Origin of the sequence: Meridianimarinicoccus marinus (assembly GCF_040689105.1) — a bacterium.
Taxonomy (GTDB): Bacteria; Pseudomonadota; Alphaproteobacteria; order Rhodobacterales; family Rhodobacteraceae; genus Meridianimarinicoccus; species Meridianimarinicoccus marinus.
The window spans coordinates 155,538-179,718 of sequence record NZ_JBFBVU010000002.1 but is presented as its reverse complement, the minus strand read 5'-3'; the positions used below and the strand labels follow the sequence as shown (position 1 = coordinate 179,718).

At 67.2% G+C, this 24,181-nt stretch carries 26 protein-coding genes; 12 read left to right on the top strand and 14 right to left on the bottom strand.

Annotation, left to right across the window (positions count from 1 at the left end):
* Nucleotides 1-16: 16 nt before the first annotated feature.
* On the bottom strand, nt 17-1,186 hold the full coding sequence (locus AB0T83_RS02895) for an aspartate aminotransferase family protein (protein ID WP_366191377.1): 1,170 nt from the start codon (nt 1,184-1,186) through the stop codon (nt 17-19).
* A 334-nt stretch (nt 1,187-1,520) separates the two neighbouring features.
* Here AB0T83_RS02895 and AB0T83_RS02890 point away from each other — a divergent pair, with 334 nt between their 5' ends.
* Complete coding sequence (locus AB0T83_RS02890; RefSeq protein ID WP_366191375.1) at nt 1,521-2,012, top strand: cytochrome b; 492 nt, start codon at nt 1,521-1,523, stop codon at nt 2,010-2,012.
* A gap of 31 nt (nt 2,013-2,043) precedes the next feature.
* Here the strand turns inward: AB0T83_RS02890 and AB0T83_RS02885 are convergent, their stop codons facing one another.
* The 3 genes from AB0T83_RS02885 to AB0T83_RS02875 form a co-directional block, all read right to left on the bottom strand.
* Nucleotides 2,044-3,459, bottom strand: a complete 1,416-nt coding sequence (locus tag AB0T83_RS02885; protein ID WP_366191374.1) for an L-serine ammonia-lyase — start codon at nt 3,457-3,459, stop codon at nt 2,044-2,046.
* A gap of 90 nt (nt 3,460-3,549) precedes the next feature.
* Nucleotides 3,550-5,982 carry an ATP-dependent helicase HrpB gene (hrpB, locus tag AB0T83_RS02880; protein ID WP_366191588.1) on the bottom strand — a complete coding sequence of 811 codons (2,433 nt, stop codon included), beginning with the start codon at nt 5,980-5,982 and terminating at the stop codon, nt 3,550-3,552.
* 8 nt (nt 5,983-5,990) lie between these two features.
* On the bottom strand, nt 5,991-6,701 hold the full coding sequence (locus AB0T83_RS02875) for a DUF3108 domain-containing protein (RefSeq protein WP_366191372.1): 711 nt from the start codon (nt 6,699-6,701) through the stop codon (nt 5,991-5,993).
* 92 nt (nt 6,702-6,793) lie between these two features.
* On the opposite strand from AB0T83_RS02875, the gene meaB reads away from it, so the two are divergent.
* The 5 genes from meaB (at nt 6,794) to AB0T83_RS02850 (ending at nt 10,123) form a co-directional block, all read left to right on the top strand.
* A complete protein-coding gene (gene meaB, locus AB0T83_RS02870) occupies nt 6,794-7,792 on the top strand; it encodes a methylmalonyl Co-A mutase-associated GTPase MeaB (RefSeq protein WP_435891136.1) in 999 nt (332 codons plus the stop codon).
* A complete protein-coding gene (locus AB0T83_RS02865) occupies nt 7,789-8,700 on the top strand; it encodes a DMT family transporter (RefSeq protein WP_366191370.1) in 912 nt (303 codons plus the stop codon). The genes meaB and AB0T83_RS02865 overlap by 4 nt, the downstream gene beginning before the upstream one ends.
* A gap of 130 nt (nt 8,701-8,830) precedes the next feature.
* Nucleotides 8,831-9,118, top strand: coding sequence for a 50S ribosomal protein L28 (rpmB, locus tag AB0T83_RS02860; RefSeq protein ID WP_366191368.1), 288 nt, complete (start codon nt 8,831-8,833; stop codon nt 9,116-9,118).
* A 124-nt stretch (nt 9,119-9,242) separates the two neighbouring features.
* Nucleotides 9,243-9,593, top strand: coding sequence for a hypothetical protein (locus AB0T83_RS02855; RefSeq protein ID WP_366191366.1), 351 nt, complete (start codon nt 9,243-9,245; stop codon nt 9,591-9,593).
* 41 nt (nt 9,594-9,634) lie between these two features.
* Nucleotides 9,635-10,123 carry a copper chaperone PCu(A)C gene (locus AB0T83_RS02850; RefSeq protein WP_366191365.1) on the top strand — a complete coding sequence of 163 codons (489 nt, stop codon included), beginning with the start codon at nt 9,635-9,637 and terminating at the stop codon, nt 10,121-10,123.
* A gap of 36 nt (nt 10,124-10,159) precedes the next feature.
* Here the strand turns inward: AB0T83_RS02850 and AB0T83_RS02845 are convergent, their stop codons facing one another.
* Both AB0T83_RS02845 and AB0T83_RS02840 read right to left on the bottom strand, forming a co-directional pair.
* Nucleotides 10,160-10,729: a YceI family protein gene (locus AB0T83_RS02845; RefSeq protein WP_366191363.1), complete on the bottom strand. Its 570-nt coding sequence runs from the start codon at nt 10,727-10,729 to the stop codon at nt 10,160-10,162.
* Nucleotides 10,730-10,851: 122 nt separating this feature from the next.
* On the bottom strand, nt 10,852-11,565 hold the full coding sequence (locus AB0T83_RS02840) for an NAD-dependent deacylase (RefSeq protein WP_366191361.1): 714 nt from the start codon (nt 11,563-11,565) through the stop codon (nt 10,852-10,854).
* A gap of 51 nt (nt 11,566-11,616) precedes the next feature.
* Here AB0T83_RS02840 and AB0T83_RS02835 point away from each other — a divergent pair, with 51 nt between their 5' ends.
* The gene (locus AB0T83_RS02835; protein ID WP_366191359.1) at nt 11,617-12,072 is read left to right on the top strand and encodes a low molecular weight protein-tyrosine-phosphatase; all 456 of its coding nucleotides are present in this window, start codon (nt 11,617-11,619) and stop codon (nt 12,070-12,072) included.
* 15 nt (nt 12,073-12,087) lie between these two features.
* On the opposite strand, the gene AB0T83_RS02830 is transcribed toward AB0T83_RS02835, so the two are convergent.
* The 7 genes from AB0T83_RS02830 to AB0T83_RS02800 form a co-directional block, all read right to left on the bottom strand.
* Nucleotides 12,088-12,405 carry a hypothetical protein gene (locus tag AB0T83_RS02830; protein WP_193140599.1) on the bottom strand — a complete coding sequence of 106 codons (318 nt, stop codon included), beginning with the start codon at nt 12,403-12,405 and terminating at the stop codon, nt 12,088-12,090.
* A gap of 103 nt (nt 12,406-12,508) precedes the next feature.
* On the bottom strand, nt 12,509-13,564 hold the full coding sequence (locus AB0T83_RS02825; RefSeq protein ID WP_366191357.1) for a DUF1513 domain-containing protein: 1,056 nt from the start codon (nt 13,562-13,564) through the stop codon (nt 12,509-12,511).
* A gap of 4 nt (nt 13,565-13,568) precedes the next feature.
* A complete protein-coding gene (locus AB0T83_RS02820; protein WP_366191356.1) occupies nt 13,569-14,666 on the bottom strand; it encodes an imelysin family protein in 1,098 nt (365 codons plus the stop codon).
* Complete coding sequence (locus tag AB0T83_RS02815; protein ID WP_366191354.1) at nt 14,666-16,198, bottom strand: di-heme oxidoreductase family protein; 1,533 nt, start codon at nt 16,196-16,198, stop codon at nt 14,666-14,668. Before AB0T83_RS02815 ends, AB0T83_RS02820 begins: the two co-directional genes overlap by 1 nt.
* A gap of 97 nt (nt 16,199-16,295) precedes the next feature.
* Complete coding sequence (locus AB0T83_RS02810; RefSeq protein ID WP_366191352.1) at nt 16,296-17,558, bottom strand: imelysin family protein; 1,263 nt, start codon at nt 17,556-17,558, stop codon at nt 16,296-16,298.
* Nucleotides 17,559-17,701: 143 nt separating this feature from the next.
* The gene (locus AB0T83_RS02805) at nt 17,702-19,261 is read right to left on the bottom strand and encodes a PhoX family protein (protein ID WP_366191350.1); all 1,560 of its coding nucleotides are present in this window, start codon (nt 19,259-19,261) and stop codon (nt 17,702-17,704) included.
* A gap of 127 nt (nt 19,262-19,388) precedes the next feature.
* Nucleotides 19,389-19,949 (bottom strand): TlpA disulfide reductase family protein, encoded by a 561-nt coding sequence (locus tag AB0T83_RS02800; RefSeq protein ID WP_435891135.1) that lies wholly within the window; start codon nt 19,947-19,949, stop codon nt 19,389-19,391.
* Nucleotides 19,950-20,096: 147 nt separating this feature from the next.
* Here AB0T83_RS02800 and argH point away from each other — a divergent pair, with 147 nt between their 5' ends.
* From argH to AB0T83_RS02780, 4 genes are all read left to right on the top strand, one after another.
* Complete coding sequence (gene argH / locus AB0T83_RS02795; RefSeq protein ID WP_366191348.1) at nt 20,097-21,488, top strand: argininosuccinate lyase; 1,392 nt, start codon at nt 20,097-20,099, stop codon at nt 21,486-21,488.
* Nucleotides 21,485-21,796, top strand: coding sequence for a hypothetical protein (locus tag AB0T83_RS02790; protein ID WP_366191346.1), 312 nt, complete (start codon nt 21,485-21,487; stop codon nt 21,794-21,796). Before argH ends, AB0T83_RS02790 begins: the two co-directional genes overlap by 4 nt.
* A complete protein-coding gene (locus AB0T83_RS02785) occupies nt 21,796-21,945 on the top strand; it encodes an argininosuccinate lyase (protein WP_366191344.1) in 150 nt (49 codons plus the stop codon). Before AB0T83_RS02790 ends, AB0T83_RS02785 begins: the two co-directional genes overlap by 1 nt.
* A gap of 61 nt (nt 21,946-22,006) precedes the next feature.
* Nucleotides 22,007-22,330 (top strand): DUF2834 domain-containing protein, encoded by a 324-nt coding sequence (locus tag AB0T83_RS02780; RefSeq protein ID WP_435891134.1) that lies wholly within the window; start codon nt 22,007-22,009, stop codon nt 22,328-22,330.
* Here the strand turns inward: AB0T83_RS02780 and AB0T83_RS02775 are convergent.
* Nucleotides 22,327-22,764, bottom strand: a complete 438-nt coding sequence (locus tag AB0T83_RS02775) for a GNAT family N-acetyltransferase (protein ID WP_366191342.1) — start codon at nt 22,762-22,764, stop codon at nt 22,327-22,329. The two genes, AB0T83_RS02780 and AB0T83_RS02775, sit on opposite strands and share 4 nt — an antisense overlap.
* 87 nt (nt 22,765-22,851) lie before the next feature.
* Here AB0T83_RS02775 and lysA point away from each other — a divergent pair, with 87 nt between their 5' ends.
* Nucleotides 22,852-24,129, top strand: coding sequence for a diaminopimelate decarboxylase (gene lysA, locus AB0T83_RS02770; protein ID WP_366191340.1), 1,278 nt, complete (start codon nt 22,852-22,854; stop codon nt 24,127-24,129).
* Nucleotides 24,130-24,181: the final 52 nt, after the last annotated feature.

Below are 24,181 nucleotides of genomic sequence, written 5' to 3'. Positions count from 1 at the left end.
TCTCGCTCTCGTCGGCTCAGGCCAGGCTTGCGGCGGCGGTGTCCAGCCGGGCCACTGCGGCGTCAATTTCATCGTCGGTAATGGTCAGGGGCGGCAACAGGCGCACCACATTGTCGGCGGCGGGCACGGTCAGCACCTGCTGGTCGTACCCGGCCTGCACCACATCGGTGTTGGGCGCCTTGCAGACGATGCCCAGCATCAGGCCCGCGCCGCGCACATGGTCAAAGACCGCCGGATGCGCGGCGACCAACCCTTCCAGCTTCTGCCGCAGCAGGCCCGCCTTGCGGTTCACCTCGGCCAGTAACTCCGGATCGGCCACATGGCGCATGACCTCCAGCCCCACGGCGCAGCCCAGCGGGTTGCCGCCATAGGTCGAGCCATGGGTGCCTGCGGTCATGCCGCTGGCCGCAGATTCAGTCGCCAGCAGCGCGCCCAGCGGGAAGCCACCGCCGATGCCCTTGGCCACCATCATGATGTCCGGTTCGATCCCGGCCCATTCATGGGCGAACAGCTTGCCGGTCCGGCCCATGCCGCATTGCACCTCGTCCAGGATCAGCAGCGCGCCGGTCTCGTCGCACAGGTCGCGCAGCCCTTTCAGGCAGGCGTCGGGCAGCGGGCGGATGCCGCCTTCGCCCTGCACCGGTTCCACCAGCACGGCGGCGGTCCGGTCGCTGATGGCGGCGCGCAATGCCTCGTGATCGCCAAACGGCAGATGGGTGAACCCCGGCAGGGTCGGCCCGAAGCCCTTTGTCATCTTCTCGGACCCGGCCGCGGCAATGCCTGCCGATGACCGGCCGTGGAACGAGCCGTCGAAGGCGATGATCTCGATCCGCTCCGCATCGCCCTTCTCGAACCAGTATTTCCGCGCCATCTTGACGGCCAGTTCGCAGGTCTCGGTGCCGGAATTGGTGAAGAACACGGTGTCGGCGAAGGTCGCCTCGACCAGTGCATCGGCCAGCGCCTGTTGCTGCGGGATCCTGTAGAGGTTCGACACATGCCAAAGCTGGGCGGCCTGATCGCTCAACGCCTTGACCAGCGCCGGATGCGCATGGCCAAGCGCGTTCACGGCGATGCCCGCGCCCAGATCCAGAAAGCGTCGCCCGTCCGCCTCGGTCAACCAGCAGCCTTGCCCCGACACGAAGGTCAGGGGCGCACGGTTATAGGTCGGAAGAACAGAGGCGATCATAGGGGATACCCTTGCAAGAAACTCCGTTGGTGCCGCAGGCACAGGAGCAAGTCAACGATTTCAGGTTGGTGATAGGACGAAAGGCAGCAGCCCCCGCGACAGTGGCGGGGTCAGAGGGTCGCGCGTCGGCGTCGGAGTGCGGCTTTCGGATCCATGGCGCGGCTCTTAGCAGCGGTCGTGGCGGAAGGGAAGCCACCTTGTCGCCGGCGTGTCGCATTGTGGCGCGGCGGAATACATAGTATTAAAAGAATATGACTTCGGGACGCCGGAAATTTCGTGCCCGCCCGTAGAATACACGACCCCGTTTGACCGTCTTTCCGAAAGGACATTTCCCATGGCTTCCCCCACCGGCTATTCCCGCGCGCAGATCCGCCTGCATTGGATCGTCGCCGGGCTGATCGTGCTGCAGTTCGTGCTGCATGAGTCGATCTCCGACGCGTTCGACATGGCGATGGAAGGCCGCCAGATCGCCTTCAATCCGCTGGTCGCCCAGCATGTGGCGGGGGGCGTCCTGATCGGGCTGCTGGTGCTCTGGCGGCTGGTCCTGCGCCTGCGCCGGGGCGCGCCGCCGCCGCCGGAGAACGAGCATCCCCTGCTGAAGCTGGCAGCGCATGCCACCCATTGGACTTTCTACGCGCTGATGCTGATGTTGCCCGTGTCAGGGGCGGTGGCCTGGTTCGGATTGGTCGAGCCCGCCGCCGAAACCCATGAATTTCTGAAAGCCATCCTGATGCTGCTGGTGCTGCTGCATGTGGCTGCGGCGCTGTATCACCAGTTCGTGCTGAAGACCGATGTGCTGATGCGGATGAAGAAACCGCAAGCCTGAGTCTCCGCCGCCCCGATCGACGGGGCGGCCCTCAGCATTCTGGCAGGTTCACCGCCAGCCCGCCCTGCGAGGTTTCCTTGTACTTCTCGCTCATGTCCAGCCCGGTCTGGCGCATGGTTTCGATGCAATTGTCCAGCGGCATGAAATGGGTGCCGTCGCCGCGCAGTGCCAGCGAGGCCGCCGAGACCGCCTTGATCGCGCCCAGCCCGTTACGCTCGATACAGGGCACCTGCACCAGCCCGGCGGCGGGGTCGCAGGTCATGCCAAGATGGTGCTCCAGTGCGATCTCGGCGGCGTTTTCCACCTGTTCGTTGCTGCCCCCCAGCGCCGCGCACAGCCCCGCCGCCGCCATGGCCGAGGCCGAGCCGACCTCGCCCTGACAGCCCACCTCGGCACCCGAGATCGAGGCGTTGTGCTTGATCAGCCCGCCCACGGCGGCGGCGGTCAGCAGGAAGATCCGGATGCCCTCTTGATGGGCGCCGATGCAATGGTCGTGGTAATAGCGGACGACGGCGGGCAGCACCCCCGCCGCGCCATTGGTGGGCGAGGTCACGACCCGGCCCCCGGCGGCGTTTTCCTCGTTCACCGCCATGGCGTAGACCGACATCCAGTCGTTGGCCACATGGGGCTGGGCCAGGTTCTTGCCGGCCTCGGCCAACAGTTGTTCGTGGATGGCGCGGGCGCGGCGTTTGACCTTCAGGCCGCCGGGCAGGATGCCCTCCATCCGCAGGCCCCGGTCGATGATGCTGTTCATGGTGTCCCACAGGCTGTCGAGGCGGGCGTTCAGCTCGATGCCCGGCGAATGGGCCTGTTCGTTGGCCCGTTTCATCTGGGCGATGGTCTTGCCCGCCTTGCGGCCCATCGCCAGCATCTCGGCGGCAGAGCCGAAGGGATAGGGATAGCCATGAGCGGCCTTCTCGGCATGGAAGGCCTCGGCGGGCCCCTGGTTGAGATTGTCCAGCTCCTGCTCGGTCACCACGAAGCCGCCACCGACCGAGTAATAGGTCTGCGTCTGATAAGGGTTCCCGGCGCTGTCGAAGGCGCGCAGGATCAGGCCGTTGGCATGGCCCGATAGGGGCGGGCCGTAGTCGAAGACCAGATCGGTGTCGGGATCGAAGTGCAGCGGCGGCAGGCCCTGTGGCGTGACTTGCTTGTCGGCGCGCACGCGGGCTTCCTCGGCCTCGGCACGGTCGGGGTCCAGCGTATCCGGCAGATGCCCGCAGAGGCCCAGGATCACCGCGCGATCCGTGGCATGGCCCTTGCCGGTGAAGGCCAGCGAGCCGTGCAGCGAGGCCTTCAGGCTGGCCAGATCCCCCGCCCCGGGGATCTTCTCGGCGCCGCCGCGCAGGTCGCCCAGAAAGCGCGCCGCGGCGGTCATCGGACCCATGGTGTGGGACGAGGATGGGCCGATGCCGATCTTGAAGATGTCGAAGACGGACAGGAACATGCGAGGGGACTCCTTTGCGCCACCATAGCCGGGGGGCGCCGGGAAGGCGAAGGTCAAGCGGCGCTTGGCGCGCCGAAATCGACGCGCGCGCTATTTCCGGGGCTTGGCGCGCAGGGTCGGATCGGCCTGCGTCGGATCCTCGGGCCAGGGATGGCGGGGATAGCGTGCCCGCATGTCCTTGCGCACATCGGCATAGGAGCCGGCCCAGAAGCCCGGCAGATCCATCGTCGTCTGCACCGGACGGCCCGCGGGCGACAGCAGGGTCACACGCAGGGGCTGGCCGCCCACCTGTGGATGGCGGGTTTCGCCGAACAGCTCCTGCAGGCGCAGGGCGATCTCGGGGGCCTCGCCGGAATAGTCGATGGCGATCTTGCGGCCCAGCGGCGTGGTATAGGCCGGGGGCGCGATGCGGTTCAGCGCCTGCGTTTGATCGTGGGTCAGGGCTGCCAGAAGCGCGGGGGCCGGGTCGAAGCCTTTCAGGTCGGCCTCGCTGCGCAGCCCGTTCAGGAAGGGCAGAAGCCAGGTGTCGGCCGTGTCCAGCAGCGCCGTTTCGGCAGGGTCAGGCAGATCGGGACGCGCGCTGCGGGCAATGGCAAGGCGGGCGCGCAGCAGGTCGAACTTCGGCGCCGTTTTCAGCACCCGCAGGCCAAGGTCGCGCAGGCCCTCAAGCGCCGCTTCGGCGATGGCCTCGGGCGGGGCGTCGCGCCAGACCTGATCGCCAAGAACCAGCGCGCCGAGCCGTTCCTGCACACGGGCCAGCACGCGGCGGTCGCGGCGCGACCAGGCGCAGACATGGGCGGTCTCGAACCGGTCGCCATAGAGCGCGCGCAGGGCGCTTTCAGACAAGGTCGCGGCCTGCCGGATCCTGGCCTCGCGCGGGTTGCCGTCCAGATCGGTGGCCACGATCAGGCGTTGACCGGCCAATGAATCGCTGTCGGCCAGAATCGCGCCCTTGCCGCCCGACAGCACATAGCGCGGTGCATCGCCGGGGCGGCGCAGGCCGATGCGGTCGGGATAGGCCAGCGCGGCCATTTCCCCGGCCGACAGCGGGGCGGCCTTCGGTCCGGCCAGGCGGGCCAGCCGTTTCGCCTCGGTCCGCAGGCGCGACAGCGCGCCCGGATGCGCGGGGACGGCGGGCCGGTCGCCAGCCAGGGCGCGCAGGCGCAGATCCAGATCTGCGCCCGCCCCGCGCAGCGGGTCGCGGTCTTCCAGAAGGGCGGCCAGCGGCGCGGCCTGCGGACCGGCAAGGGTCAGCATATGGCCCAGACGGGGGTGCAGGGGCAGACCGGCAAGGATACGCCCGTGCGCAGTGATCCCGCCGCGTGCGTCCAGCGCGCCCAGATCGCGCAGCAGCGCCTGTGCCTCGGCCAGCGCGGCCTCGGGCGGCGGGGTCAGGAAGGCCAGATCGCCGGGCGCCGCCCCCCATTGCGCCAGATCCAGCGCCAGCCCGGTCAGGTCGGCGGCCTCGATCTCTGCCGGGGGATAGGCGGCGAGCGCCCCTTCGGCGCCGCGCGTCCAGAGCCGGTAACACACGCCCGGCGCCACCCGACCGGCGCGGCCCCGGCGCTGTTCGGCCTCGGCGCGCGTGACCTTTTCGGTCACCAGCCGCGACATGCCCGAGCCCGGATCGAAGCGCGCGCGCCTCGACAGGCCCGCATCCACCACCACCCGCACATCCTGAATGGTCAGTGAGGTTTCGGCGATGGCGGTGGCCAGCACGATCTTGCGGCCCGATGTGGCGGGCGCGATGGCGGCCTGCTGATCCTTGTGCGGCAGCGCGCCATAGAGCGGGCGCAGGTGGCAACCGGGCGGCAAGCGCCCCTCCAGGGCCGCTTGCGTGCGCCGGATCTCGCCTTCACCGGGCAGAAACACCAGCACGCCGCCCTCGGTTTCGGCCAGCGCCTCCAGCACGGTTTCGGCCACAGCCTGTTCCAGCCGAGCTTTGGGCGGCAGCGGGGTGTCGCGCCAGCGGGTTTCCACCGGAAAAGCACGGCCCTCGGCGGTCAGCACCGGGGCGTCGTCCAGCAGGGCGGCGACCGGCGCGGCGTCCAGCGTCGCCGACATTACCAGCAGGCGCAGATCCTCGCGCAGGGCGGCGCGCACTTCACAGGTCAGGGCCAGCCCCAGATCGGCCTGAAGCGAGCGTTCGTGGAATTCGTCAAAGATCACCACGCCGACGCCCGACAGTTCGGGATCGTTTTGCAGACGGCGGGTCAGGATGCCTTCGGTCACCACCTCGATCCGGGTGGCTTTCGACACCTTGGCCTCGCCCCGGATGCGGTAGCCGACGGTGTCGCCGACCTTTTCGCCCAGCGTCGCGGCCATGCGTTCGGCGCTGGCGCGGGCGGCGATGCGGCGCGGCTCCAGCATCAGGATGCGGCCGTCCACGCCCGCCTGCAACAGGGCCAGCGGCACCCGCGTGGTCTTGCCGGCCCCCGGCGGGGCTTGCAGCACGGCGCGGCCCTGCGCGGCCAGCACCGCGCAGATCTCGGGCAGCAGCGGGTCGATGGGCAGGGCAGGCAGGGTCTGGGTCACCGGCGGCGGATGCGGGCTTTGCCGAAGCTGGTGGGGAAGGTCAGGCCGGTCACCCGCATCGTGCCGTTGGCCATCTGTTCATAGTCCATGCTCAGGGGCCAGTTGACGCGTTCGGCCATTTCCTCGGGACTGAACCCGGCGACCCGGCTGTAGGTGCCCGAGCAGGTCAGCCCGTTGCGGGTTGGCGCAGGATCCTGCAGCCGGATGCGATGCCGCTTGGCGCCGTCGAAGATCTCGATGTCCAGTTTGCAGGCCAGATGGGCGGGGCGATCGCGCAGGATGGCATAGGCGGCGGTGGTGGTGTCCACCGTGCCCTTCTGCTGCGCGGCGGGCGCAGCATGTGCGGGCGGCTTCTTGCGCGGCGGGGTGCGGGTGTAGCTGGGCACGCCACTGCCCGAGAAGCTGACGGTGCGGGTCACGGTGTCGCCGTCGTCGCGGGTAATCTCGCGGGCGTTGGCCGGGCGATAGCTGTTGCCCTGCACCCGCCCCGCGGCATGGGTGTCGACCGAGGCATCGAACAGCGCCTTCAGCAGCCCGCTGGGCCGGGCCGCGCCATTGACCGCATAGCGCCCGCCCTTTTCGGCCCCGTCGAAGGCCAGAATCCCGGCGCGGATGCCCGCGAAGCTGACATTGTAGGTGGCCGTTTCGGCCTGCGCCGGGCCGGCCAGCCCCGCCAGCACCAGACCGCCAAGAAGAAATCCGCGCATTTGTCACATCCTGTCGCCAGAGCCGCTGGTCTGGACATACCTTCGCCCCCAAGGCAAGACAACGCAAAGACAGTTCAGGAGGATCCGCCGCCATGTCCCAGGCGATGACGACCGCCCCTCAAGATACGCTTGCCCAAGCCATCCTGCGCGGGGAACGCCGCGCGCTGGCGCGGGCCATCACCCTGGTGGAAAGCGGCCGCGACGATCACCGGGCGCAGGCCAACGCGCTGCTGGACGCGGTCAGGGGGGCGGGCCGGCAGGCCTTGCGGATCGGGCTGTCGGGCACGCCGGGCGTCGGCAAATCCACCTTCATCGAGGCTTTCGGCAAGATGCTGACGGGGCAGGGCAAGCGCGTTGCGGTGTTGGCGGTGGATCCCTCCTCGGCCCGGTCGGGTGGCTCGATCCTGGGCGACAAGACGCGGATGGAGCGGCTGAGCCGCGATCCGCTGGCCTTCATCCGCCCCTCGCCCAGCCAGACCCAGTTGGGCGGCGTCGCCCGCCGCACGCGGGAGGCGGTGACGCTGTGCGAAGCAGCCGGGTTCGACGTGGTGCTGATCGAAACCGTGGGCGTCGGCCAGTCCGAAACCATGGTCGCCGAGATGTCCGACCTGTTCGTGCTGCTGATGGCCCCGGCGGGCGGCGACGAATTGCAGGGCGTCAAGCGCGGCATCATGGAGATCGCCGACCTGATCGTGGTCAACAAGGCCGATGGCGACCTGAAACCGGTGGCAACCCGCACCTGTGCCGATTACGCGGGGGCGCTGCGGCTGCTGCGCAAGCGGCCGCAGGATCCGCAGGGCTTTCCCAAGGCGGTCATGGTCTCGGCCACCGAGGAAACCGGGCTGGCGGATGCCTGGGCCGAGATGGAAACCCTGACCGCATGGCGCCGCGAAAATGGCCATTGGGACTCGCGCCGCGCCACCCAGGCCCGCCACTGGTTCGAGGAAGAAGTGCGGCAAGGGCTGCTGGCGCGACTCACCGGCTCGGCCGAGGCGCGCGCGCGCATGGTGGACCTAGGCAAGGCCGTGGCGACAGGTGACAAGATGCCGGGTCCGGCCGCCGAAGAGATGCTGCGCTGGCTCGGGCGATGAGCCCACATCCGGTCTCGGACAACTTGAAAGGGGCCGGGTTGATGATCGCCGCCATGGCGGGCTTCGCGATCGAGGACGTGTTCCTGAAGTCCGCCGCCGGTACCTTCCCGGTGGGTCTGGTGCTGATGCTGTTCGGGGCGGGCGGTGCGCTGCTTTACGCGCTGCTGGCCAAGATCGCCCGGCAGGGGTTGTGGCATCCCGACATGGCTTCGCGCCCGATGATCCTGCGCGCGGCCTCCGAGATGCTGGGGCGGCTGGGCTACACCATGGCCATCGCGCTGATGCCGCTGTCCACCGTGTCGGCAATCCTGCAGGCGACACCGCTGGTGGTGGTCGCGGGGGCGGCACTGATCTTTCATGAAAAGGTGGGCTGGCGGCGCTGGCTGGCCATCGCCGTGGGGCTGAGCGGGGTGATGCTGATTCTGCGGCCCGGCGGCGAGGGGCTGGGGCCGGTGGCGATCTTCGCGCTGCTCGGCATGGCCGGATTCGCGGGCCGCGATCTGGCCACGCGGGCCTCTCCCCGCAGCCTGTCGAACTGGCAGTTAGGCCTGTGCGGATTCGCGGTTCTGATCCCCACCGGGGCGCTGCTGCTGGCCACCGGAATTGGTGGGCGACTGGGCGCGGGCAGTGGGGCTATGGCCCCGGCGCTGGGGTTCATTGCGATTGCCACCGTGGTCGGCGTGGCCGCCTATTCGGCCCTGACACAGGCGATGAGGACCGGCGAAGTCTCTGTTGTCACACCGTTTCGCTACACCCGCCTGCTGTTCGGGGTGCTTCTGGGCATGTTCGTCTTCGGCGAATCGCCCGGACTGCCGGTCTACATTGGCAGCGCGCTGATATTGGGCGCGGGCCTGTATTCCCTGTGGCGCGAGACCCGGCGGCGGCCGCCATCGGTACAAAGCGCTTGACGCCCCAGCGCGCAGGGCCTAAAGCCTCCCAACGCATTTGGGCGCTGCTGGTCGGCGCCCCTTTGTTTTACCCTTGCCGCGTTCGGGACCGCCCGAACCCCGCCGTATAGAGAACACAAAGGAAACCGCCATGTCGCGCCGCTGCGAACTGACTGGAAAAGGCCCGATGTCTGGCAACAATGTCAGCCACGCCAACAACAAGACCAAGCGCCGGTTCCTGCCCAACCTGCAGGACGTGACGCTGATTTCCGACACCCTTGGCCGCTCGTTCAAGCTGCGGATCTCGAACGCCGCGCTGCGTTCGGTGGATCACCGCGGGGGTCTGGACGCCTACCTTGCGAAAGCCAAGGATGCCGAGCTGTCCTCGGATGCGCTGAAGATCAAGAAGGACATCGCAAAGGCACAGGCCACCGCCTGATCGCCCGATGTTCCGAGGCAAGGCCCCGCTTCTGGCGGGGCTTTTTGCGTTTGATGCAGCACGCTGTCGCAGACCGTGCGCCATGCCTTGGCGCGGGCCGAGGGCGGGGCTAACGCTGGCGGCAATGCTGTCCCTGATCCGCCTTTTCGTCGGCCTGTGTCTGATCGTGCTGGTTTCCCTCACCAGCGTGCATCTGGGCCTGTCGCGCGGCACCGCGCGGGTTGCCGGAACCGTGGTGCTGTGCACCGGCACCGGCCCGGTCGCGGTGACCGTGGATCGCGACGGACAGCCGGTCAGCCGCCCCCATGTCTGCCCCGATTGCGTGATGTCGGCCATGGCCGGGCTTGCCGCGCCCCTCGACCTGACCGCGCGGCAGGTTCAGCCCCGGAAACTGGTGTTCACGCAGGCGCAGACACAGGCCGAAGCGGCCCCCTTGATCGCGCACCGGGCGCGGGGACCGCCGCGGATCCTCTGATCCCTTCCCCAAGCCCAATTCCGTGATTCGAGGATACCGAAATGACCTCCAGATTTTCCCTTCTGGCCGCGGCGCTGACCGCTGGCCTGGCCTTCGCCTCTGCCGCCGCCGCAGATATCGTCGTCTCCGATGCCTATGCCCGCAGCGCCGGCAAGGCCGCCAAATCCGGCGCCGCCTTCCTGGTGATCGAGAACACCGGCGCCGAGGATGACCGCCTGGTCGCCGCCTCAGCACCGGTGGCGCAGCGGGTCGAGTTGCACACCCACAAGGAAGCCGACAACGGCGTCATGCAGATGCTCCATGTGGAAGAAGGCTTCCCGGTGCCCGCCGGGGGTATGCACATGCTGAAGCGTGGCGGCGACCACGTCATGTTCATGGGTCTGACCCAGCCGATGGAGCAGGGCGAAACCTTCCCCCTGACCCTGACCTTCGAAAAGGCCGGCGAGATGACCGTGGACGTGGTGGTCGATCTGGACCGCAAGCCGGCCGACGGCGGCCACGGCATGCACAAGCAGGGCCACGGCAACTGATCCCTGCGGCGGGGGCCGCGCGGCCCCCCCACGACCCTATCGGTCGAAGACCAGGTGGAAGGCCACCGGGACCGTCGGTTCGATCGAATCAAGCCCGGCGATCTCCTGCAGTTTCGAAATGCCCTCGTCATAGCCAAGATCTTCGGCATGCACGATGATCGGCGCTTTTGAGGCCACAAGCACCCGATCCTCGCCGACCTGCGTGACATAGGCCGTCGCCTCATAGCTGGCCTCGGTGCCATTGGCGGCAACGGTCACCTCGAAACTGGCCTCGGTGGTGCTGCCCGGCGCCATGCCTGCCATCGCGGCCGGGTCCAGCGCCGCAGAAACGGTGGCAATCGGGAAATCCACGACCTTGAAGACGAACTCGCGCATCCGCTCGTTGCGGATGTCGATGAAGGTTTCCACGGAGCCCAGCGAGATCTCGACGGTTGCAGTGCCGTCGTCGCCCACCGTGCCTGAGAGGTCGGACAGCAGGTTGGCCTCGGATGTGCTGCCATTTTTGGTGGTGACATAGCTGATCGACGAGGCGGCGTTGTCCAGCGTCCAGGCGAACAGCGGGCCGGCCAGAAGGCTCAGCCCCGCGACAAGGGAAATGATACGCATGATGTTTCCTCCAGAAATGCGCAGGATGATGTGCCGATCAGTCTAGGGGCAGAAGTGGTGCGTGTCACAGGTGGGGATCGCCCGATTCGTGTCCTTGCGGGGCCGCGCGGATCGCCGCGTGCCTAGACCGGGTTGGTGTCCCGGTGAGCGGAGAGGATTTCTTCTACCCATTGCGCCACAACCGCGCTGGCCGGACCCTGCCGCAACTCGTCGAATTGCGAGGCGGTCTCGGAAGCTTCGAGGTTCAACTCGACCGTATGCGCCCCGGCCTCGCGGGCGATCTGCACGAAGCCTGCTGCCGGATAGACGCTGCCTGAGGTGCCGATCGACACGAAGACGGCGCAGCTTTCCAACGCCTCGGCGATTTCATCCATGTAATAGGGGATCTCGCCGAACCAGACCACGTCGGGGCGGGTGTGGGGCCCGTTGCAGGCCGGGCAGGGATCGTCCGCCCGTGTGGACGCAGGCGCATCCCAGCGGTGGCCGCATCCGGCGCATTGCATGCGCATCAACTGCCCATGCATGTGCACCACCCGGCGCATCCCGGCCTGCTCCAGCAGCGGATCAATGTTCTGGGTGACACAGTACATCTCGAGCCCAAGGGCTGCTTCCAGACGTGCCAGGGCGCGATGCGCGGCGTTGGGCTCTGAGGCCAGGGCATTGGCGCGGCGGGCGTTGTAGAAGTCATGGACAAGTTGCGGATTGCGGGCAAAGCCTTCGGGCGTGGCCACATCCCTCAGATCGTATCGGGCCCACAGCCCCGAGGTGTCGCGAAACGTTCCCAGCCCGCTTTCCGCCGACAGTCCGGCACCACTCAACACAACAATCGCGGGCATCACCGCCTCCGAGGTCTTTGAAAATACTGTCCAATGTAATAGCACAGACCCATGACCCGATCACCCGTGCGCCGCGTCCTGTTCGTCTGTCTTGGCAACATCTGCCGGTCGCCTTCCGCCGAAGGCGTGCTGCGGGCGTTGGCGCCGGATCTGGAGATCGACAGCGCCGGAACCGGAAATTGGCATGTGGGCGAGCCGCCCTATGGCCCGGCGATCCGCGCCGCAAGGGCTCGCGGCTATGACCTGTCGGCCCTGCGGGCGCGGCAGTTTTCCCACCGCGATTTCGTGGCTTTTGACGAAATCCTGGTGATGGATCGCAGCAATCTGGCGGATGTGGAGGCGCAGCGCCCGTCCGGCGTCCCGACGCCGGTCCGCCTGTTTCTGGACTATGCGCCCGATCAGCCGGTGCGGGAAGTGCCCGATCCCTATTACACGCGCGATTTCAACGAAGCCCTGGACCTGATCGAAGCGGCCAGCCGGGGCTTCATCGCGACGCACGACCTGTAGGGGCGGGCCGTTGTCCTAGCTGCAGGAACGCGCGGCGGTGGAGCCGAACTGCTTGTAGCGTTTCCAGAACTTCTCGTCGCGGCGGTTGTCCGACTGGCGGATTTCCTGCGCCTTGTGCGGGTCCTGGAAAAAGCTTGCCGCCAGCTTCTGGTCGCGGCGGCTGAGCATCTGGTCGGCGACCTGCTGGATACAGGTGCAGACCGAGCCGCGGCCAGAGGCGCGGTCGGATTGCTTGCAGGCCTGTTCGATGCGCCCGGCTTCTGCCAGCGGGGCGGTCAGAACCGTAAGCGCGGTCGCAATTGCGAAGAGCGGGATGGTGCGATGGGGTGCCATGATCTGCCTCTGAAGTCACTCTGCGGTGATTAATGCGCGAAGCCTGCCAAATTTTTGGTAAAGACGCAACGAAACTGACGCGCAGGGCAGTTCACGAAATCTGTCAGATCGGCACCAGGTGGTTGTCCCAGGTCCAGTTGTCCCCGGTCGCATGATCGACCATCCGCCCGTTCTGGCGCAGGGTCAGGCCGCCGGTGCGGGTGATGGCCAGCCCGTCGCCCATCTGCGCCACGCCGCTGGCCTGCGGCAAGGCATCACCGCCTGCCGGGACCGCATCGGCGCCCCGGAAATACAAGATGTGATCGCCCTTTGGCCCGGTCACGGCAAATTCCGACCCGTCGCCCGCAACCGCGACCGAGCCGCCATACTGGCGCAGTTTCGCGGTGTCGGGATGGGGGTGAAAGCGCAGTTCCTCGCCCCGGCGGTGCGAAGCCGCCAGTGGCACCGGCTGGCGCGGATCGCCCTGCCATTGCAGGGCCATCACCACGCGGCCCGCGCGATCCACGTCGATGTGGCGGATGGAATTCTGGTGCAGGTCAGCCGGTGGTGCGGCCTGTTCGGTGATCTGCCCCTGCGGGTCAAAGTAGGTCAGGTTAGGCTGCATGGTCGGCAGGTTCAGCTTGGCGCGCTGGTAGTCCGGGTGGGTCTGAATGCCGCCATTGGCCACGGCAAACCCTCCATCGGGCAGGCGACGGATCTCATGCGGACCGATTCCGCCCGAGGGAACCTCGTCGATGCGCGTATACCCGGCGGTCACATCCCAAATGCCGATGCGCCCGTCTGGCCCGTCATAGTCGTTCTCGGTGGTCAGCAAATAGCGCCCGTCTGCGGTGAACGCGCCATGGCCATAGAAATGCCGGCCCTCGGGGGCGGTCAGACGCGCGGTTTCGCGGCCCGTCAGGCAGTCGAGAATCACCGCGAACCGTCCGGGCCGCCGGGCGAAGGCCACCGCTTGCGCCTGATGCGGGTGGGTGGCGGCGGCATGGCCCCGCGCCGGGATCGGGATTTGGAACAGCACTTCGGCGCTGTCCGACAGGCCGACCAGCCATGTGGAGTTGTCGGGGCGCGAGGCTGCCGTCACGAAGCGGGCGCCGGTCGCGCTCCACGCCGGGGCGGCAAGGGCGGCGGCGGAGAGGGCCAGAAAGCTGCGGCGGCGCATCGGCTCAGTCTCCGTCAGCTGCGGAAAAGCCGGTGTCCACGCCCAGTTCCGGGCCGATGGTCTGGGCCAACTCGCTGCGCAGATAGGCGATCTTGTCCTGCAGGGACTCCACCCGGAAGCGCGTGGCCGGGTCCTCAACTGCCGTGCTGATGTCCACACCAATGGCGTCCAGCCGGTCATGGGCCTGTTCAAAGACCTGAAGGATCCACGCCCGGTCGGGTTCGCGGACATCCCCGGCAAAGCCAAGCGCGATCAGATCCTCCAGCCCGCGCAACTGGGCGTGGATGATCGGGTTGGTCAGGCCCGAGCGCCAGGCCTCGGCCCGTGTGGGGAAGCTGCGCTCATAGGTGCCCAACGGGCGGCCCAGCCGCGCCTCTTCGATGCGGACAAGTCCGAAGTCCACGGCGGTGTAGAGCGTCTTGGTGAATTCCTCTGCCGACAGGTAGACCGGGTTGTCCGGCCCCGTCGTGCGTGCCAGATCGGCCCAGCCGTCCGGGCCGAACCATAGCTGGTAAAGCGCGTTGGATAGCCCCGCCATGTAGCCCGATATGCCTACCACCGCCGGGCAGGGCGGCAGATCGGTATAGAGCAGCGTCTCCAGCGCCGGCAGGCCCTGCGCCGCGGCAGAAGCCCCAGCCACAACCGATGGGTCGGCCTGTTGCTCCGGCGGCAGTTCCAGCAGTGCGCGCAGGCCCCGGCCCACGAAGTTCTTCTTGTCGGGCCAGAAATTCACGGTCAGCGCGGCGCCGATGTTCTGGATCGGGCCAAACTGGTAGCTGTCCAGCGGCGCCCAGGCCAGCCATGTGGCCGCGAATTGCGCTTTCAGGGCGTCCTCGCTGACCTCGCCCGTGCAATGGGCGGCGGCCACTTCGGCCAGCCCGGCGGCGGCGCTGTCGAAGGCGCCGAATTGACGTTCCAGCACCTCCAGAGACCGGCGGCGCAGGGCTTCGTGGTCGATCTCGCCCCGTCCCGGCGCGCCGTAGGGCAGGCCAAGCTCGGTGTTGTAGCTGCCATCGGACGGGGTCTCCGGGACCTCGCTTTCCGCGGCCAACGGGGACGCCAGCAGGGCGGCGGTGAACATCAGGGCGGTCAGGCGGATCATCACAGGGACTCCAGGAACAGGATCAGGGCGTCGCGGTCTTCGGCGGGCATCATGCGGACGGCCTCGCGGGCGGCTTCGGCCTCTCCGCCATGCCACAGAATCGCTTCAAGGAGCGAGCCTGCGCGGCCATCGTGCAGAAACTGGGTATGGCCTGAAACCGTTGCGGTCAGCCCGATCCCCCACAGCGGCGGGGTGCGCCATTCGCGGCCCGTCGCCTGCCATTCGGGGCGGTTGTCGGCCAGTCCCGCGCCCATGTCATGCAGCAGGAAGTCGGAATAGGGCCAGATCAGTTGAAAGCTTTGTTCGGGGCGATCGGGCAGGCGGTGGGTGACGTATTTCGGTCTGTGGCAGGCGGCACAGCCGGCCTGGTAGAACAGCGCCTTGCCGCGCAGAACCCGGTGGTCTTCGGGGTTGCGGCGGGCGGGCACGGCCAGGTTGCGGCTGTAGAAGATGACAAGGTCCAAAACCTGATCGGACACTTCCAGACCGTCAGGCGCGCCCAGGGCGCCATCGGGGGCGGTGCGGCACAGCGGCTGGGCCTCGGTGCAATCGCCCCAGGCCGCCGGGTGCAGCGCGGTAGACAGCCCGATATCGCCGGAAAACGCATCCGCCGATTGCTCGCGCAGGCTGGGGGAGCCTGCCTTGAGCCCGAATCGGCCCAGCATCCATTGCCCGTGCGCCGTCGACCAGACCACGTTGGGGCGGCCCGAGATGCCGTCGCCGTCGCGGTCCTGCGGGTCGGCATGGGCCAGAATGTCGGCCTCGGGGATCGCCTCGATCAGCCCCAGCCCGATCATTTGCGGCGCGATGCGCGGGCTGATCTGGGTGTCGGGATGCAGCGGGCCGTGGGCCGGGTCAACGACCGTGTACTGCGGCTGGCGCAGGGTGACGGTTGTGCCATCGCCCAGCGTCACGGGCACCGGTGTGTGGCTGATCGCGATACGGCCTTCGGCGGCCAGCCCGGCAATGGACTTGTCCTGAAGTTGCAGCCCATAGGTGGGTTCGGGCGCGTTCGACAGATAGGCCAGCGTCTCGGCCGGCAGGTCCGAGGCCGTATCAGGGATCGACAGGCGCAGCAGCATCGAGACACCGCTGTCCTCGGACCCGGACGGCGGATGGCCGCGCCCGTCCTTGATATGGCAACGCTGGCAGGCCCGCGCATTGTACAGCGGCCCCAGCCCGTCGGAGGATCTGGTCGACGCCGGTGCCGTGACCCAAAGCTTCTTGAACAGCCCGTTGCCCAGCCTGAAATCCATCTCGCGGGCGAAACCCATGTTGGCCGAGGGAAAGGAAAACGCATTGCGTGAGGGCGCGGCGAATTTGGTGGCGGCCCCGGCGGGATGAGTCTCATACGTCTCGGCGGCGTCGAAGGATTGCGTGGGGGCGGTGACGCGGGCGATACGGGCCGCCTCGACCGGGCTGCGCGGTGCGGGCGGCAGATGCGGCTCTCCCCACGGCCCGGCAGGCGGGGTCTGCGCGGCCAGCGGTGTGGCGGCTGTCACGGCCAGAGCAAGAAGGGCGGTTCGGATCATTGGGGGCGTCGCGGTTTGGGCTATCAGGTCGGGCAGGACGACCGGAAAAGCGCACGGGCGGCTGGAACGCCGCCCGTCGCAGTGGGTCTAGTCTGGGTTATTCGAACACGGCGTTGGGCGCATCCAGGCTGTCGGAGCCTTCGATGCCGACACCATCCAGCCCGACCACATCCACCGCCCGTTCGATGTTGCGGGTCTGGCCGACCAGCGCGTCGATGGCGGTCTGAACCAGCGCGTTGCCTTCGGGGTTGCCCATGCCCAGCAGCTGGTCATAGGCGGTGCCGGCCTCGGCCGACGCCACCACCCCGCCCAGAGCCGCGACACTGGCATCCAGGTCGCTCAGCAGGTTGGCGGCCAGATCGGCATCGGCGCTGGCCACCATGTCTTGCAGCGAGGGGCCTTCGACGATGCTGCCGTCGATGCGGGTATAGCTGCCGGTATAGACGTTGCGGATGCCCAGACCGTCAAAGAAATGGCTGGCGTGGGTGTTGTCCGAGAAGCAGTCGTGCTCTTCTTCCGGGTCGTGCAGCAGCACGCCCAGTTTCATGCGCTCGCCCGCCAGTTCGCCGTAGGACAGCGAACCCATGCCGGTGAAGGCCATGACCATGCCCTGTTGCGGATCGGCGGTCACATCGGCACGGCCCTGACCGCCTTCGCCCCAGGCGGCAACGATGTCTTCCAGATCCGCGATCAGCAGGTCGGTGGCGGCTTTCAGATAGGCAACACGGCGGTCGCAGTTTCCGCCCGTACAACTGGCCGGATCGAAATCGCTGGCCGGACGCGCGCCCGCGCCGGGGCCGGTGCCGTTCAGATCCTGCCCCCAGAGCAGGAATTCGATAGCGTGATAGCCGGTGGCCACATTGGCCTCGATGCCGTCGATCTCGTGCAGGCTTTCCAGCAGCGCCGGGGTGATCTCGGTGGCGTCGACGGTGGTGCCGGAAATCTCGAAGGTCGGGTTGGCGATCACGTTGACCACCGAATAGGGGTTCTCGTCATTGGCGCCCAGCATCGGGTCGATATAGTCGATCAGCCCTTCATCCAGCGGCCAGGCGTTCACCTTGCCTTCCCAGTCATCGACCACCGGGTTGCCGAACCGGAAGACCTCGGTCTGCTGATAGGGTACGCGAGCGGCGATCCAGGCGGCCCTGGCGGCGTCCAGCGTGGCGTCGGAGGGCGCGGCGATCAGGGCATCGATGGCGGCGTTCAATTCGCCCGCCCGGATCAGGCTGTCCTCGTATCCGGCATGGGCGATGTCGGCATAATTGGCGACAACGGCGGCGGGATCGGCGGCATGGGCCGCGGTGGCCAGCGGGGCTGCGGACAGCAGCAATGCAGCAAGGCGCAGGGTGGGACGGGGCATGGTATCTCCTTAAATCAAGGCCCGCCGGAAAGGGGCGGGCATTGTGCGGACATTAGGTGATGGTTTTTGTCAGGAAAGCCCTTTCCGACAGATTTTATCGGAAAAGGTGCGGGAGGGACAAAATGCCCTCCCGCGATGTCAGCTTACGACTGCTGACCCTTGGTGTAGATCCACAGGGCGTTGTTTTCATGTGAAGATGTGTCTTCACCGATCAGGACCGAGCCATCCTTGCGCACGATCAGGTTGTCGGGGTTCGACACCGATGCGACCGGGCAGGCGTTGGGGGCATTGTCCTTGTTGTAGCCGAAGCCGGCCACAACCGGTACCATGCGGGCCACGTCAAAGCTGGCGTCCAGCTCCATCTCGTAGACCACGCCGCATTTGTTCTCGGCCAGATCGATGTCGCCTTCGCCATCCGACATGGTTTTGCCGATTGACGACATGGCCATGTACATGAAGGGAACCGACCCATCGGCGGCGCCGTCTAGGTTGATGTTCACGCCTTCCATCTTGCGGAACTCGCCCGTGGCGCCCTTGGCAACGGCGGCCTTGCGGGATTCCAGGAATGCGACACGGTTGTCGGTGGCCTCTCCGGCAGCCCAGGCCGCGACGTCTTCGTCGGTGATGTAGTTGGTCGCGTCTGCCGAGTAGTCATCCAGCCCGATGCCGTCATATTCGGTGATCCAGCTCGCGATCTCGTCGTTCGACCCATGCGCCAGTTCGATCCAGTGGATGTTCAGCGCGGTTTCGCCCGCGTCGGCACCGGCAGGGCCGTCTTGGACGATCTTGGCGGCGAACAGCGTGCCGGCGCTCAGGTCGCCCGCCGTGTCGGCGATGAACTTGAAGAACACCACGCCGGTGCCGTCGTCCGACAGGTAGACGGTTTTCTGGTCGGGCATGACCACGGCGTTTTCATGGCTGAAGCGGCCCAGGGCAAAGTGCTTGACCGGCGCGGCAGTGTCGGTGGGATCGGTGATCTCGACGATATAGCCATAGTCGTAGGGGTTCGGGTACTGATCTTCGCCCAGATAGGCGGCCAGAACCTTGGTGTCCTCGACGTATTTGTACTCGGGGTTGTTCCAGTCGGCGGTGTCGTCGAAATACAGCTCTTCCGAGGTCAGCGGCGTGCCCCAGGGCGACACGGTGCCAAAGCAGTTGACCCAGGTGCCGCCGACCGAGGAGAAGTCCAGCATCTCGACGCCGTCCACCGACCAGCGGCCATTGTCTGCGCGGGTCAGCGCGGCGCGGGACATGCCGCCGGGGCGGTTTTCCCAGTTGGTGAACAAGAAGCCGGTGTTGGCGCCGGTGGGGATGAAACCGTTGAAATCGGGGTCGTTCGAGACCAGCAGTTCTTCGCCCGCGATCGAGGTGATGACGCCGACGCCGTTTTCGCCCTCGCTCAGCAGGATCTGGTAGTCGCCCAGCGTCGAGGTCACGGTTTTCCTGGCGGCCTCATCGGTCGGCGCGGCATGTTCGCCGCCGGTCCAGTTGACGTTCGAGATCACGCCGACGACGGCCTTGGAAAAGGCGCCGCCGATCTCGCCGTCGGGATGCTGCATGTTGGCGAACAGATCACCGCCCTGTTCGTACAATCCGGTGATTTCAGCGCCCAGCGGGGCGGTCAGCACGCGCACCAGGCTGTCGGCCTGCGCGGCGGAGGTCAAAGCGGTTGCTGCAAGCAGCAAGGCGACCGTCTTTTTCATGGAATGGCTCCTGTCCATTGGCGGCCGGAGCACAAGCGCACCCGACGGCTAGGCGCGTAGGCTAGGGGCCCAGCGTGACGGATTCTTGTCAGCCATGTCACAGTTTCCCGAAGATCGGGGTCGGGTGTCAGCCGGCACCGGCACTTTTCAGGGCTGTGAGGATGGCGCGGGCGCTGTCGCTGTCCCATTCCGCATCGCCGCGCAGGCGGGCGATCTCCTGTCCGTCGCGGTTCAGGATCACGGTGATCGGGAGGCCCAGGATGCTCATTTCCCGCGCCACGGCCTGCTTGGGGTCGGTGTAGCGCGGCAGGTGCGTGATCCCGTTCTCGGCGAAGAAACGCTCGATCCCGGCGGGGTTGTTGCGGCCGGTGGCCAGGGTCACCACGCGGAAATCGTCGTCACCCATCTCGGCCTGGATGCGGTCCAACCCTGGCATTTCCTTGCGGCAGGGCGCGCACCATGTGGCCCAGAAATTCAGCAGCACGATCTGGCCTTCGAAATCGGCCAGCGTCAGGGTGCTTCCGTCGACATCCGAGAAGGCCTGTTGCGAGACCGGCTTGGGCGTCTCGTGGAACACCAGCTTTTTCATGTCGCCGTCGCGCAGGGCATTCAGGCTGTCCAGATCGGTGTCGGCCAGAGCCAGCATGGGGGTCAGGGCCAGCAGCGTGGCCAGGATCACGGATTTCATCGCAGTCTCCTGTATTTCGTCCAGATGTGCCGTCTCGCCCCACAAGGTCAAGCGGGCCGGGCCCCAGCACGCGGGGTTGTGAAGCGATTTGCGCCGCCCCGGCGGCTTGCCTATAGAGTCGCGCAGGATTTCACAGCGAGGGTCACCATGGGCGAGCGGTCGAGCAATCAGATGTGGGGCGGGCGGTTCAGCGCCGGGCCCGACGCGATCATGGAGGCGATCAACGCCTCGATCAGCTATGACCAGCGTCTCAGCGATCAGGATATCACCGGCTCCATGGCCCATGCGGCAATGCTGGCCGCGCAGGGCATCATCTCGGGGGAGGATCTGGCCGCGATCACCGACGGTCTGACCCGTGTGAAGGCCGAGATCGACGGCGGCGAGTTCGCCTTCTCGGCGGCGCTGGAAGATATCCACATGAACGTCGAGGCGCGGCTGCGCGAATTGATCGGCGCGGCGGCGGGCCGTCTGCACACCGCAAGGTCGCGCAACGATCAGGTGGCGACCGATTTCCGCCTGTGGGTGCGCGACCAATGCGACGCCGCTGTGGAAGGGCTGGAGGCGCTGCAAAAGGCGCTGCTGTCGCAGGCCGAGGCCGGGGCCGACTGGGTGATGCCCGGTTTCACCCATCTGCAAACCGCCCAGCCGGTGACCTGGGGCCATCACATGATGGCCTATGTCGAGATGTTCGGCCGCGACAAGTCGCGCTTCGCCGACGCCCGTGCGCGGATGAACGAAAGCCCGCTGGGGGCGGCGGCGCTGGCGGGCACGTCCTTCCCCATCGACCGCCATGCCACGGCGGCGGCTTTGGGCTTTGACCGGCCCATGGCCAACTCGCTGGATGCGGTCAGCGACCGCGACTTCGCGCTGGAATTCCTTGCCGCCAGTTCGATCTGCGCGATGCATCTGTCGCGCCTGTCGGAAGAGCTGGTGATCTGGTCCTCGGCGCAATTCCGCTTCGTGACGCTGTCTGACCGGTTCTCGACCGGCTCGTCGATCATGCCGCAGAAGAAGAACCCGGATGCGGCGGAACTGATCCGCGCCAAGATCGGCCGCATCGTCGGGGCCAATGTGGCCCTGCTGACGGTGATGAAAGGGCTGCCGCTGGCCTATTCCAAGGACATGCAGGAAGACAAGGAACAGGTCTTCGATGCCGCCGACACGCTGATGCTGGCGTTGGCAGCGATGACGGGCATGGCCACGGATATGACCGGCAACAAGGATGCGCTGGAAGCTGCGGCGTCCTCGGGATTCTCCACCGCCACCGATCTGGCCGACTGGCTGGTGCGCGAGCTGAACCTGCCGTTCCGGGACGCCCATCATGTCACCGGCGCGCTGGTGGCCATGGCCGAGGGCCGCGGCGTCGATCTGCCCGATCTCAGCCTTGAGGACATGCAATCGGTGCACGACGGCATCCGGGGGGATATCTTTGACGTGCTGGGTGTGCATAAATCGGTGGCAAGCCGCACCAGCTATGGCGGCACCGCGCCAGACCAGGTGCGGACCCAGATTGCCCGATGGAAAGAGACCCTCGCATGACCCTCGCCCGCCTCTATCGACTGTTCGCCGCCTTGATTCTGGCCGCCGGGCTGACTGCCTGTGGCCCGCCGCAACCCGATCTGGGTGCCTCGGTCGGCACAGGAGGGCCGGCGGCCCATGCCGGGGTGCAGTCGGGCCGCGTCAGCGCCGGGGTCAGCACCTCGGGCACCTATGCCGCCGTCGACGTGGTGCAAACCGACAAGGTCGATGTGACCGTGGGCACCCATGGGGCCGGCGCCTCGGTCCGCGTCGGCAACAGCCCGGTGCGCGTCGGTCTGGGCACCGGCGGCCTGAGGCTGGGCATCTGATGATCCGTCTCGCCACGGCTTTCGGGCTGGCCCTTCTGCTGACCGGCTGCGGGCTGGAAGGCCCGCCGGTCGCTCCGCAGCCCAAGGAAAGACCCGCCACCGGCGTCAAGGTGACGGGCGATGCGCGCATGGGCGTGGTCTGGCGCTGATCCGGCGCGACTTCCGCCAGGGCTGCGCTAGGTATCGGGACATCCTGCAAGCGAGGTCCTGATGCGCAACCTGCTGTCCTGGCGTGGCCTGTTCCTGATCCTTGCGATCTGGGGCGCCATCCATCCGATGTATTACTTCCTCCGCTTCATGCAGGCCGAGGGCGGTGGTCTGGGCGGTCTGATCGACGCCTGGTACGTGAATGACAGCACCACCGGCCTGACCTGGGATCTGACCATCGCGGCCATCGCCCTGACGGTCTGGATCCTGCGCGACACCCTGCAAACCCGGCGCTGGTCCTGCCTTCTGGCGATCCCCGCGACCTTCTGCATCGGGGTCAGCTGCGGCCTGCCGCTGTTCGCCTTCCTGCGGCTTGGCCGGCGCTAGAGCCCCTTTTCCATGGTCACCTTGCGCGGGCCGGTTTCCACCACCCGCCAGCCCAGATGCCGGTACAGCGCCACATTGCCCGGCATGTCCCGGTGCGTGGCCAGATACATCCGGTGGCAACCCGAGGCCCGCGCTTGCGCCTCGGCCGCGTCCATCAACCGGCGCGCCAGACCCCGGCCCGAGGCCTGCGGATGCACCGCAAGATTGGCCACATGCAGAACATCCCCGCGCTGCACCAGCACGATGCCCGCCAGAAGGCCGCTGTCGTCCTCGGCCACGAACACCATGTGGTCGCGGATGTCGTCGTCCAACCCGCCCGAAACATCCGGCAGATCCGGCAGGCGCGCCCGCCACGGCGCGTAGGCGGCGCTGAAACAGGCGGTCAGGGCCGGGGCATCGGCGGTGGTGGCGGGGCGGATCAGCGGATCGGTCATGACCCCAGCCTAGACCAGATCTGTTCTGTTGATTACCGGCTTCTGTCTGGTAAGAGGCGCGGGTGTGGATTGCCGGGGGCCAGGGTCATGGATCATTTTCTCTATCGCGAGGGCGTGCTGCACGCCGAGGATGTGCCCGTGGCCGAGATCGCCGCGCAGGTCGGCACGCCGTTCTACTGCTATTCCGCCGCCACGCTGACCCGCCATTTCCGCCTGTTCGACGAGGCGCTGGACGGGCTGGACCATCTGGTCTGCTTCGCGATGAAGTCCAATTCCAACCTGGCGGTGCTGAAGCTGCTGGCCGCAGAAGGCGCCGGGATGGACGTGGTGTCGGGCGGCGAATACGCCCGCGCCCGCGCCGCCGGCGTGCCCGGCGATCGCATCGTGTTTTCCGGCGTCGGCAAGACCCGAGACGAGATGCGCGCCGCGCTGGAAGGCGGCATCCGCCAGTTCAACGTGGAATCCGAGCCCGAGATGCGGGCGCTTTCCGAGGTCGCTGCCGGGATGGGCCAACGCGCGCCCATTGCCATCCGCGTGAACCCGGACGTGGATGCCCGCACCCATGCCAAGATCGCCACTGGCAAATCCGAGAACAAGTTCGGCATTCCGATCGCGCGCGCCCGCGAGGTCTATGCCGAAGCCGCCGCCCTGCCGGGAATCGAGGTTGTGGGCATCGACGTCCATATCGGCTCGCAACTGGTGGAGCTTGAGCCGTTCGAACTGGCCTATACCAAGGTGGCCGAACTGACCCGCGCCCTGCGTGACGACGGCCATGACATCCGGCGTCTGGATCTGGGCGGCGGTCTGGGCATCCCCTACACACGATCCAACGAGGCGCCGCCGCTGCCGCGCGATTATGGCGATCTGATCAAGCGCACCGTGGGCGATCTGGGCTGCGAGGTCGAGATCGAACCCGGCCGCCTGATTTCCGGCAACGCCGGGATCATGGTCAGCAAGGTGATCTACGTGAAATCCGGCGAGGGCCGGGACTTCCTGATCCTCGATGGCGCGATGAACGATCTGGTGCGCCCGTCGATGTATGACGCGCACCACGACATCGTGCCGGTGATCGAGCCTGCCGCCGGGGCCGAGCAGCAGCCCTATGACATCGTCGGCCCGGTCTGTGAAACCGGCGATACCTTCGCCCGGCAACGCCCGATGCCCGTATTGCAGCCCGACGATCTGGTCGCCTTCCGCTCGGCCGGGGCCTATGGCGCGGTGATGGCGTCGGAATACAACTCACGCCCCCTGATCCCCGAGGTTCTGGTACAGGGCGACAAATGGGCGGTGATCCGGTCGCGGCCCAGCTTCGAGGAAATGATCGGCCGCGATCAGGTGCCCGACTGGCTGGAGGCCGACGCCTGAGGCACATGGCCTGCGAAAATCTGCCGTGGCAGTGATTTGTGATCGCCCCGGC

What these genes read in the sequence shown, in the direction of transcription:
- AB0T83_RS02895 (WP_366191377.1), bottom strand. Translation starts at nt 1,186, where the DNA reads ATGATCGCCTCTGTTCTTCCGACCTATAACCGTGCGCCCCTGACCTTC.
- AB0T83_RS02890 (WP_366191375.1), top strand. Translation starts at nt 1,521, where the DNA reads ATGGCTTCCCCCACCGGCTATTCCCGCGCGCAGATCCGCCTGCATTGG.
- AB0T83_RS02885 (WP_366191374.1), bottom strand. Translation starts at nt 3,459, where the DNA reads ATGTTCCTGTCCGTCTTCGACATCTTCAAGATCGGCATCGGCCCATCC.
- AB0T83_RS02875 (WP_366191372.1), bottom strand. Translation starts at nt 6,701, where the DNA reads ATGCGCGGATTTCTTCTTGGCGGTCTGGTGCTGGCGGGGCTGGCCGGC.
- meaB (WP_435891136.1), top strand. Translation starts at nt 6,794, where the DNA reads ATGTCCCAGGCGATGACGACCGCCCCTCAAGATACGCTTGCCCAAGCC.
- AB0T83_RS02865 (WP_366191370.1), top strand. Translation starts at nt 7,789, where the DNA reads ATGAGCCCACATCCGGTCTCGGACAACTTGAAAGGGGCCGGGTTGATG.
- rpmB (WP_366191368.1), top strand. Translation starts at nt 8,831, where the DNA reads ATGTCGCGCCGCTGCGAACTGACTGGAAAAGGCCCGATGTCTGGCAAC.
- AB0T83_RS02855 (WP_366191366.1), top strand. Translation starts at nt 9,243, where the DNA reads ATGCTGTCCCTGATCCGCCTTTTCGTCGGCCTGTGTCTGATCGTGCTG.
- AB0T83_RS02850 (WP_366191365.1), top strand. Translation starts at nt 9,635, where the DNA reads ATGACCTCCAGATTTTCCCTTCTGGCCGCGGCGCTGACCGCTGGCCTG.
- AB0T83_RS02845 (WP_366191363.1), bottom strand. Translation starts at nt 10,729, where the DNA reads ATGCGTATCATTTCCCTTGTCGCGGGGCTGAGCCTTCTGGCCGGCCCG.
- AB0T83_RS02840 (WP_366191361.1), bottom strand. Translation starts at nt 11,565, where the DNA reads ATGCCCGCGATTGTTGTGTTGAGTGGTGCCGGACTGTCGGCGGAAAGC.
- AB0T83_RS02835 (WP_366191359.1), top strand. Translation starts at nt 11,617, where the DNA reads ATGACCCGATCACCCGTGCGCCGCGTCCTGTTCGTCTGTCTTGGCAAC.
- AB0T83_RS02830 (WP_193140599.1), bottom strand. Translation starts at nt 12,405, where the DNA reads ATGGCACCCCATCGCACCATCCCGCTCTTCGCAATTGCGACCGCGCTT.
- AB0T83_RS02825 (WP_366191357.1), bottom strand. Translation starts at nt 13,564, where the DNA reads ATGCGCCGCCGCAGCTTTCTGGCCCTCTCCGCCGCCGCCCTTGCCGCC.
- AB0T83_RS02820 (WP_366191356.1), bottom strand. Translation starts at nt 14,666, where the DNA reads ATGATCCGCCTGACCGCCCTGATGTTCACCGCCGCCCTGCTGGCGTCC.
- AB0T83_RS02815 (WP_366191354.1), bottom strand. Translation starts at nt 16,198, where the DNA reads ATGATCCGAACCGCCCTTCTTGCTCTGGCCGTGACAGCCGCCACACCG.
- AB0T83_RS02810 (WP_366191352.1), bottom strand. Translation starts at nt 17,558, where the DNA reads ATGCCCCGTCCCACCCTGCGCCTTGCTGCATTGCTGCTGTCCGCAGCC.
- AB0T83_RS02805 (WP_366191350.1), bottom strand. Translation starts at nt 19,261, where the DNA reads ATGAAAAAGACGGTCGCCTTGCTGCTTGCAGCAACCGCTTTGACCTCC.
- AB0T83_RS02800 (WP_435891135.1), bottom strand. Translation starts at nt 19,949, where the DNA reads ATGAAATCCGTGATCCTGGCCACGCTGCTGGCCCTGACCCCCATGCTG.
- argH (WP_366191348.1), top strand. Translation starts at nt 20,097, where the DNA reads ATGGGCGAGCGGTCGAGCAATCAGATGTGGGGCGGGCGGTTCAGCGCC.
- AB0T83_RS02790 (WP_366191346.1), top strand. Translation starts at nt 21,485, where the DNA reads ATGACCCTCGCCCGCCTCTATCGACTGTTCGCCGCCTTGATTCTGGCC.
- AB0T83_RS02785 (WP_366191344.1), top strand. Translation starts at nt 21,796, where the DNA reads ATGATCCGTCTCGCCACGGCTTTCGGGCTGGCCCTTCTGCTGACCGGC.
- AB0T83_RS02780 (WP_435891134.1), top strand. Translation starts at nt 22,007, where the DNA reads ATGCGCAACCTGCTGTCCTGGCGTGGCCTGTTCCTGATCCTTGCGATC.
- AB0T83_RS02775 (WP_366191342.1), bottom strand. Translation starts at nt 22,764, where the DNA reads ATGACCGATCCGCTGATCCGCCCCGCCACCACCGCCGATGCCCCGGCC.
- lysA (WP_366191340.1), top strand. Translation starts at nt 22,852, where the DNA reads ATGGATCATTTTCTCTATCGCGAGGGCGTGCTGCACGCCGAGGATGTG.